General features: G+C 62.2%; 1 protein-coding gene. It reads right to left on the reverse strand.

All coding sequences use genetic code 11. The features are described from left to right. Window positions 1-246, reverse strand: a 246-nt coding sequence (locus QP381_RS09345; protein WP_285068764.1) for a DNA cytosine methyltransferase, incomplete at both ends; no start/stop codon positions are given.

The following is a 246-nucleotide window of genomic DNA, read 5'->3' on the forward strand; positions in this document are numbered from 1 at the left end:
GTTTCACGCCGCGCGCCAAGTTCCAGGTAGCCCAAATGCCCGTCCAATACTCGATGTCCTCGCTTGTCGGATCCTCGATAGCAAGACCGTCACACCAATCGTCAGGAAACCCCTGCAACCGGGCACACTCGACCGGCGTCAACCGCCTGGGGCACAGCGACGAGCTGGCGACCATGGGCGGATCGGTGTAATCCGTGGCCAGCAGCGCACCTGCCTGATCCTTGGTGGTGCGGGTGAAATAGTCGG

This window comes from Pauljensenia sp. UMB6358 (assembly GCF_030216865.1).
Taxonomy (GTDB): domain Bacteria; phylum Actinomycetota; class Actinomycetes; order Actinomycetales; family Actinomycetaceae; genus Pauljensenia; species Pauljensenia turicensis_A.